Below are 8,809 nucleotides of genomic sequence, written 5' to 3' on the forward strand. Positions count from 1 at the left end.
GAGCGTCGACACCGGATCTTCCGGGACTATGTGTTAAGATGAGTGGGACTTTTGAAATGACCGCGATGAGTGCAGAAAAAATATCCGCCGACCGCAAGGCCCAGCCCGCACCGATCCCGCGGATTGGCCCGAACGCGCGCCGCGATGCCACCGCGCAATCGCTCATCTCTTTGCTGCGCGAAGACGCCGCCGCGCCGCGCACGGTCGAGGCAAAACCCGTCAAGACAAAAGCGCCCTCTAAGCCTTTGATGACGCCCGCAAAACCGCGTGTCGCAGCCCCCGAACAGACGCCCTCGACCAGCACCGCCCTGACCAAACTCGCGACCCCCGGTCCGCTGGTGCTCGGCGATCCGCATTTCATAGCCGCCACGTCGCGCCCGATGTCCGTCGCCCTCTCGACCCGCGACCCGTGGCGCGCGCTGCCCTATCTCTACGAGAATTCCCAGCATATCGACGCCCATCACGTGCAAATGGTGCTCGCGCATCAAGACGCCCGTGTCGTGCGCATCTTCGACGATCTGCGCACCCAGCTTCTGACCAGCATGCAGGCCGAACGCTGGCGCCGCATCGCCATCACCGCGCCCACCTCGGGCTGCGGCGCGAGCTTTGCCGCCACCCAGCTGGCGCTGAGCCTCTCGCGCATCCCCGATCAACGCACCGTGCTGATGGACCTCAATCAGCGCAGCCCCGCCCTGACCCGCCAGCTCCGCATCAGCCGCGAGAGCGACATGGCCGGTTTCCTGCGCGGCCAGCTGCCGCTCGAGGATCATCTGGTCAAATTCTCCGACACGCTGGCCCTCGGGCTCAACACCATGCCCTCACAGAGCCCCTCCGAAGTGCTGCACATGCGCCGCAGCGGCGAGGTGCTCGACGCGATGATCCACGATCTCAACCCCGATCTGGTGCTCTACGACATGCCCGCCATGCTCGAACATGACGATGTCGCGGCCTTCCTGCCCCAGCTCGACGGGGTGCTGCTGGTGGCCGATGCCACCCGCACCCTCGGGCCGCAGATCGAGGAATGCGAACGCCGCCTGTCGGGCAAGGCACCGCTGCTCGGCGTGGTGCTCAACCGCGCCCGCCGCTTGCCCAGCACCTCGGTTGCCGCATAATCATCCCCTGTCAGGCCATAGTTTCGCCCCGTTGCTCCGCTAGGTAACCGGAAAGCCGGGCAAACCGGCATGACCCGGTCAGAGGCAGGAAAAGGACGTTATGGGTTCGATTTACTCCATCGGAGATGTCTTCGATATGGTCCGCCGCAGGCTGGCCATCATCCTATCCGTGGCCATTCTCGGCACGATCCTCTCCGTGCTCTTCGCCCTGACCCAGCAGCATCTCTACCTCTCGACCGAAGTGCTGCAACTGCGCAGCCCGAAAATCGCCACCTCGCTGACCCCCTCGACCGTCGAAGGCTCCTCCGCCCGCCGCCTGCAATTCATCGAACAGCAGGTCATGTCGCGCGGCGCCCTGCTCGACGCGGCCGAACGGCTCAACCTCTTCACTGACCTGCCCAATCTCGAGGATGGCAAAAAGGTCGAACTGCTGCGCCGCTCGGTCGAGCTGCACGGCGTCGCCGCCGCCCGCGAAGGCTTTAGCGACGATGGCACCGTCTCGCTCTTGCGCATCACCGCCACCTGGGACAGCCCCGAAGCCGCCCAGAACCTCGCCCGCGATTTCTCCCGCCGCACCCAAGAGCTGAGCATCGATTCCCGCCTCGAACAATCGCTCGAGGCCGTCCGCTATTTCGAACTGCGCGAAGCCAATCTCGCCGCCGAGGTCGACGCGCTCGAGACCGAGATCGCCGAGTATCGCGCCAGCAATGACATCCCCGCCCCCGGCAGCGTCGCCGCCGCCCAGCGTGAAATCGAACGCCTAAACCAGAGCCTGCTGAGCCTCGACCGCGAGATGATCACCCTGCAGGCCCGGCTCGCCCGGACCCCGCAAACCCGCGTCGAACGCCGCGAACAGGACGAGGCCCGCGAGGCCATCGCCCGGCTCACCGAAGAGCGCAAGCTGATCACCGCGCCACTGGCCGAGTTGCAAAGCTCGATCGCCGCCAGCCCCGAGATCGAACTGCAGCTGAGCCGGTATGAGCTGCAGCTGTCGCAGCTCCGCGATCAGCTTCAGGCCGCCCGCACCAAGCACAAAGAAGCCGCCATCGCCCATGATCTCGAGGCCGAAAAACAATCCGAACGGCTGACCGTGCTCGAACCCGCGCCGCTGCCCGAATACCCCTACACCAGCTCGCGCAAGAAACTCGTCATCCTCGGCAGCCTTGGCAGCCTGCTGGCCGGGCTGTTCCTCGCCTTCCTGCTCGACCTGCGCCGCCCGGTGATCCGCACCGCGGCCCAGATGGAACATGCCATCGGCCTGCGCCCCGTGGTGACCATCCCCGAAATCGATCCCCGCGCCCGCCGCCGCAAAAAGAAACAGCGCTAGCGGCCCGGATTATGGCGCGCGTCATTGCGCGCGGCTGAGCGCCGCAATCGCCGGCCAGTGCAGCCAGACCACCGCCCCGATGATCAGCGTGGCGAGCAGCGCAAACCCCGCATCATGGCGCGCGCCCCAGGCCTGATGCCGCCGCGCCAGCCGGATGAGCAGCGGATGCACCAGCGCCATCGCCACCCCATAGGACACCATCCCGCCGACAAGCCCAGCGATCCGGAACCCGACCAAGAGACAGCCCACCTGCAGCACCGCCCGCAGCCCGGAATAGACAAAGGCCCCGCGCGAATCTCCCGCCGCCAGCGCCGCGCGCTCATAGGTGACGCCAATCGCCTGCGGCAGAAACGCCAGCGCAATCACGACAAGCATCGCCCCCGCCGGCGCATAGCGCGCATCATAAAGCAGATCGACCACCCAAGGCCCAAGCAGTGCCATCCCGCTCAGCATGGCAAACAGCGCCGAGGTCACGACAAACCGCATCCGGCCAAGCTTGGCCCGGTTCTCCGCGCTCTCCGCTGGCGGCCGGTCGCGATAGACCGGGATGAGCAGGCTGTTGCACAGCGTCACCCCCAAAAGGATCGGAAACCCCGCAAGGAAATAGCCGATGTTGTAGATCCCCAGCGTCTCCAGCGACAAAAGCTTACCCAGGATCGCCTTGTCGCCCTGCTGGCTGACAAAGGCAAAGGCGGTGGACAGAAACACCCATTTGCCAAACCCCATCTGCTCGGCCATCGCCGCCCGTTCGATCCGTGGCCGGTTGTTATGCCCCGGCAACACACCCCAGGCGAGGATGAGCTTCACGAGTGCCTGCACCACCGAGCCGAGCACCAGCGAAATCACCGACTCTGTCACCAGCGCCAGCAGCACCATCGCCACCACGCCAATCGCCTGCGACGCGAGCTCGATCATCGTCAGCCGGCCAAAGCGCAAATGCCGCTGCGCCGTCTCGACCTTGGTCGGCTTGAACCCCAACAGTAGCAGCGCAATCCCCGCAATCGGCAGGTAGAGCACCAGATCGGGCTGATCGTAGAACCGCGCCATCGGCCCGGCGAGTGCGATGGTCGCGAGCCACAGTAACGCGCCGCGCAGGATCTGGATGCTGAATGCCGTATCGAGAAACGCCGGATCGTCGCCGCGTTTGCTCTGGGCAATCGACGGGCCGACCCCCACGTCCGAGAACATCATGAGCCCGACGGTCACCACCGACACCAGCGCCATGAGACCGAAGGCCTCGGGAAAGAGAAGCCGCGTCAGGATCAGGTTCGACGCGAGCCGAATGGCCTGCGACCCGCCATAGCCGATCAGCACCCAAGACCCGCTGCGCATCAACCGCGCCATCAGACCCGAGCCCGTAAACATGCCGGAAATTCCCTTCATGCATAGCCCCTTACGCCGCGCCCCTCTCCTCTTACGCGAGCCATGTAAAAGGACAATCATCGCGCCGCAGAATCTCGGGATTTGTGGCCCAAACCCCTCAAGATCGGGCCCATCCCCCTTGTGCCTTGGGCGGTAATCGCGAGAATACGGGCCAACCCTGCGCCCTGCCGCGCATATTCTGATCCTGGAAAGGCCGGGCATGCGCATCGCCTATGTTCTCAACACCTACCCGCAACCCTCGCACAGCTTCATTCGCCGCGAATTGCACGCGCTCGAACGGCAGGGGTTCACCGTGACGCGCCTCGCCATGCGCGGCCCCGACATGGCGCTCGTCGATCCCGGCGACCGGGCCGAGGCCGAGCGCACGGAATATGTGCTGGACCGTGGCATGCCCGCGCTTCTCGGCGGGCTTTTCGGCCTCGCCCTGCGCCGCCCCGCTCTGGTGCTGCGCTCTGCGGCCCGCGCCTGGCGCATGGGCGCGCGTGCGGGCGGTCTCTCGGGCCGGTTGCGCCATCTCGTCTATCTCGCCGAGGCGGCCCATGTCCGCGCCCGCTGCGCCACCGAGGATGTGCGCCACATCCACGCTCATTTCGGCACCAATGCCGCCGCCGTCGCGCATCTCTGCCACGCGCTCGGCGGGCCGGGCTATTCCTTCACCGTCCATGGCCCCGAAGAGTTCGACGCGCCCCGCGCCCTGTCGCTTGGCGAAAAAATCGCCGCCTCCCGCTTTACCGTGGGGGTGAGCAGCTTTGGCCGCTCGCAGCTCTGCCGCTGGGTTGACCACGCCGATTGGCCCAAAATCCACGTGGTTCATTGTGGGATAGAATACAGTCGCTTTACCGACGCGATACCGACCCCCGAAAACGGCCCGCTCCGCCTCGTTTCCATCGGCCGTTTCGTCGAACAAAAGGGCCAGATGATCCTTATCCCCGCCATGCAGGAGATCTGCGCGAAACACCCCGATACGGTGCTCCATCTCGTCGGCGACGGCCCCCTCAGACCCGAGATCGAGGCCGGTATCGCCGCCGCGGGCCTCTCGGAAAACATCAAACTTATCGGATGGTTAGACGAGGCGGCGATCCGCGCCGAGCTCGACGCCGCCCATGCGCTCCTGATGCCGAGCTTTGCCGAAGGCCTGCCCATGGTGGTGATGGAGGCCATGGCCGCCGCCCGCCCCGTCATCGCCACCTATATAGCCGGCACGCCCGAGCTTGTCCGCCCCGGCGAGACCGGCTGGCTCACCCCCGCCGGAGACCCTTCCGCGCTCGCCGCAGCCGCCTGCGAACTCGCTGAAATGTCTCATGAAAATCGAGATGCCCTGGGCCAATCCGCCCGCCGCCGCGTGCTCGCGCGTCACGATGTCGACACCGAAGCCGCCAAGCTCGCCGAGCTCATCCGCGCCGCCCAGACCCCCTAGCGCCCGCGCACCCAGAGCGTCCCGTGCCGCCCCCGGCTGAGCTTGACGCTCAGCGCCACCAGCGCATAGGCGCAAAACCCCAAAGGCGCCCGCAGCGCCCGCAGCAGAACCGCGCCAATCCCCGGTCGCGCCACCGCTTCGTTCTTCATAAGCTCCGGAAACGCCTCGGCAATCTCGCGCACCCCGCGATCCTGCCTGCGCCGCACCCGCACCAGATTTCCAAACCCCTCCACCAACGGCCAGTGATAGCGCTGCGGCAGTTTCACCCGCTCCTGCGGCGCGAAATTCAGCCGCGCAAACATGTCGTCCGCGATGATCCGGGGCCACACTCCCCACCGCGCCCGCCCCGCCGCGTTCATCGCAAAAAGCCCAAATCCCCCAACGTCTTGCGTGTTGAACGGCAGTCGCATCCAATAGCGCCCATAGGCCCGGCTGAACGCCGATCGCGCCCGGCAGAGCACCACCGTCCCGCTGGCATAACGCGCCGCCTCGCCAGACAGCTCCCGCGCCAGCGCCGCCAGCAGATCCGGCGCCACCGTCACATCCGCATCGAGATAGACCCGCACCCCATGCTCTGCCGCCGCATCCCCCGCATCGAGCGCCCCGGGCTTGCCGCCCTCCGCCAGCTCGATCACCCGCAACGCCATCCCCGCCGCCTCTGCCGCCGGCCCCATCGCCCGCGCCTCCGCTGCCGTGTCATCGGAACAGCCATTGGCCACGACCACGATCTCGACCGCCCCACCGCCGGGCTCGGACGCGATGAGCGCCGACAGGCACGCGCCGATCCACCCCGCCTCGTCATGGGCCGGGATGATGACGCTCAGCGACGCGCTCACTTGGCCGCCTCGAGCACCTGCCACCGCGCCGTGTCATCGCCGAGATAGCGCAGCGCGCCCCAGCTCCCCCATTTCCCCGGCTTCTGTATCTCGTTGAAATGCGTGAACAATCCGCCCCCCGCCGCACGCCAATCCGCGATCAGCCTGGCATAGAGCATGCCCATCTCGGCGGTATAGTTGAGATGGGTGAAAAACGCCGTGAGCTCCGGGTCATCAACCCCGGCCCCGATGCCCACCACATGGGTGCCGCCCTCATACATGATGAGGTCGAGATCATAGTCCCGCGCGATCCCCGCATGATAGGGAAAGACCCGGTCGCGCAGATCGTTGAGCGAGCCTTCCGCATCCCCGCTGAGCGCCCCGGACAACAGCTCATCCGTCGCAAGGCTCACCGCGAGGTCATAGCGATGCCGCGCCACATGCGCCTCGAGCGCCTCACCGCCAAGCCCCGCCGCCGCGCCCGCCGCGCGCGCCGCCTCGGCGCTGTCCTCGATCCATTGCCGCACCATGTCGCGCCGCTTGTCGCTGCCCAGAACGCCGAAATAGCCGGTCACCGCATAGGCATCAAAACTCTCATGCGGCGGGCGATACCCCGGCCCCTTGTCCCGCCAGAGCGGCGCGGTGAGGATCCCCTTCTCAAGCCCGAGCCAGCCGGTCTGCGTGGCAATCACATTGACCAGCTGTTCGCGCTGTTCCGGCCCAAAGGCCTCGGCACAGATCTCCGCCAGCTGCGCCGCCCGCATCCCATAGAACTGCGTGCCCTGATCCCGGTCGCCCCAAAGCGCAAGCGCCTGATCCGCCGCCCATTCCGCCTGATCAAAGGTCCAGTTCCAGACCTCGTTGGAATATTCGACATAGACCCGGCCATCCTCGGGCACAGCCTCACGCAACAGACGGCACGCGCCCCGCGCATAGGCATCCTCCGCCAGATGCGGCAAGGTGATCCAGACATCGGCCCCGACCGCGCCTGCGAGCTGCTGCATCACCTCATAGGGCACGCCCTGCCGTGTATAGGAAAAATCATCGACCCGCGCCCGATCGTCCCAGCTCGCCAGACGGCTGTTGTTGGTGTTGCCCCAATCCATAAAGCGAAGCGTATCAAGCCCTTGCAGCACCTTCAGGTATTCGGGATGAAACACCGCCCCGGCCTCATAGGCCGCCAGATGCTCGCGTTTGACCACGGTGATATCGCGCAGGTGATCGCCCTTGCCATAGGGATCGCTGCGCTGAATGCGGATCACCACCGGGCCACTGCCGGGGGTAAACTCGAACCGCACCTCGCCCTTGCCATAGCGCACATTCTGCGCCCGGCCCGACACTTCGACGATGCCTTCGCCCTTGAACCGCAAAAGGTATTCGCCCGCGAATATCTCGGCCTCGGGCGGCAGATCGGTGAGGATCACCGTGCCGATCGAGCCGAGATCGCCGGGCACCCGCTTGGGCCAGCCCTGTGCGTCCAGCAGATCCTGCGCCATGAGGCTCTCATAGGACACGCCGCCCCATTGCCCCGGCTTATGCCCGATCCAGCGCCGCGCCGTCTTCATCACATCGAGAAAAGGCTGCGCGCTCGACCAGTCGCGCAGATAGGCGAGGTTCATCCCAAGCCCCGGCTTTGCCGTGCTTTCCGACGCGACGGCCTCTGACGCCTCCGCCCCCGTGCCCTCCGCCTGTGCCTGCGCCTGCGCCGATCCCGGTGCCAGCACGGAAACACAGCCCAGCAGCATCGCCGCCCAGATAGGATGTCTCATTCTGTCAGCCCCGCTCTCGTCTCAGCCCGGTCATCGGCATCTTGGTCACCACATCCCATACGGTCTCCTGCATCAGCTTGGCCAGCGCTGCCTCCGGCGCCACCGCCGCCTGCCCATCGGCCCGCATAAGCTGATGCGCAAGCCCCCTCGGGTCACGATGATAGAGAACCGCGTAATGGGTCAAGGCCACCAGATAGGCCCCGAGGTCATTGACATGGATCGTGTCGAGCGTCCCATCCTCACGCCGCGCAAAGAGATCCTCGCGCGAAAACGCCACCCCGGCCTCTCCTGCCTCGGCCCGGCGGGTAAACTCGGCCATGACCTGCCCGGCAGGCATCACATGGATCGGCGTCGCCGGCTCCTTGGCCAGCGCCGGGCCAAGGATCTCGCCCAGCCAATAGTGTTCGAGATCGCCCTCAAGCCGGGTGAGCCAGCCCTCCGGGTCATCGACATGATGCCAGGTCTCATAAAGGTAGAGCCGCACATCCGGATTGCCCGCCCGCGCCCGCGCCGCCCAGCGCTGCAGATATTGCGCCGATTTGTGGTATTTCACCGCATCCTTGATCTCGACCATCTCGGTCAGAACCACCGCGTCATACTCGCCCGAGGCCAGCGCCTCTTCGGCATCGCGATAGCGCGGGTGATCGTTTTCCGCCTCGAACCCGTTGATCGGCAGATCCGGCTCATAATGCTCGCGCAGCGATGTGCCCCAGCCGAGCTGACTGTCGTAGCGATGCGCGCCGATGCCCGCAGCCTCTGCCAGCTGCGCCAGCATGGCCGGCATGTCGCGCCCGACAAGACTATGCCCCAGATGATAGACCGCAAGCGCCCCCTCCGGCGCGGCAAGCGGCTGCGAAAACGCGCCCGTCAGCGCCGTGCTTGCCGCCCGCTTGGCCCCCGACTGCCAAAAGGCATAGAGCCCCAGCCCGAGCAGAACCACGACCCCGGCAAATATAGCTGCCCCCATGCGCGTCATCCCATCCCCT

The 8,809-nt window shown here is 66.2% G+C and carries 7 protein-coding genes; 3 read left to right on the forward strand and 4 right to left on the reverse strand.

All coding sequences use genetic code 11. The features are described 5' to 3' along the window. The first annotated feature begins 65 nt into the window (after positions 1 to 65). Together ISM_RS17845 and ISM_RS16535 are read left to right on the forward strand one after the other, a co-directional pair. The gene (locus ISM_RS17845; protein WP_156783426.1) at positions 66 to 1,112 is read left to right on the forward strand and encodes a CpsD/CapB family tyrosine-protein kinase; all 1,047 of its coding nucleotides are present in this window, start codon (positions 66 to 68) and stop codon (positions 1,110 to 1,112) included. 100 nt (positions 1,113 to 1,212) lie between these two features. Continuing rightward, on the forward strand, positions 1,213 to 2,439 hold the full coding sequence (locus ISM_RS16535) for a GumC domain-containing protein (RefSeq protein ID WP_040618175.1): 1,227 nt from the start codon (positions 1,213 to 1,215) through the stop codon (positions 2,437 to 2,439). Between the two features lie 21 nt (positions 2,440 to 2,460). Here the strand turns inward: ISM_RS16535 and ISM_RS16540 are convergent, their stop codons facing one another. Beyond that, a complete protein-coding gene (locus ISM_RS16540) occupies positions 2,461 to 3,822 on the reverse strand; it encodes an oligosaccharide flippase family protein (protein WP_040618176.1) in 1,362 nt (453 codons plus the stop codon). Positions 3,823 to 4,021: 199 nt separating this feature from the next. Between ISM_RS16540 and ISM_RS16545 the strand changes: the two genes are divergently transcribed. After that, positions 4,022 to 5,239 carry a glycosyltransferase gene (locus ISM_RS16545; RefSeq protein WP_009815350.1) on the forward strand — a complete coding sequence of 406 codons (1,218 nt, stop codon included), beginning with the start codon at positions 4,022 to 4,024 and terminating at the stop codon, positions 5,237 to 5,239. Here the strand turns inward: ISM_RS16545 and ISM_RS16550 are convergent. From ISM_RS16550 to ISM_RS16560, 3 genes are read right to left on the reverse strand one after another with little or no spacing between them, the layout of a single operon-like run. Continuing rightward, positions 5,236 to 6,075 (reverse strand): glycosyltransferase family 2 protein, encoded by an 840-nt coding sequence (locus tag ISM_RS16550; protein WP_009815351.1) that lies wholly within the window; start codon positions 6,073 to 6,075, stop codon positions 5,236 to 5,238. The genes ISM_RS16545 and ISM_RS16550 overlap by 4 nt on opposite strands. After that, entirely contained in the window at positions 6,072 to 7,823 is a 1,752-nt protein-coding gene (locus tag ISM_RS16555) for a hypothetical protein (protein ID WP_156783427.1), read from the reverse strand. Before ISM_RS16555 ends, ISM_RS16550 begins: the two co-directional genes overlap by 4 nt. Positions 7,824 to 7,827: 4 nt before the next feature. Further along, entirely contained in the window at positions 7,828 to 8,790 is a 963-nt protein-coding gene (locus ISM_RS16560; RefSeq protein WP_050754194.1) for a hypothetical protein, read from the reverse strand. Between the last annotated feature and the right edge of the window lie 19 nt (positions 8,791 to 8,809).

It is taken from the genome of Roseovarius nubinhibens ISM, assembly GCF_000152625.1.
Classification (GTDB): Bacteria; Pseudomonadota; Alphaproteobacteria; order Rhodobacterales; family Rhodobacteraceae; genus Roseovarius; species Roseovarius nubinhibens.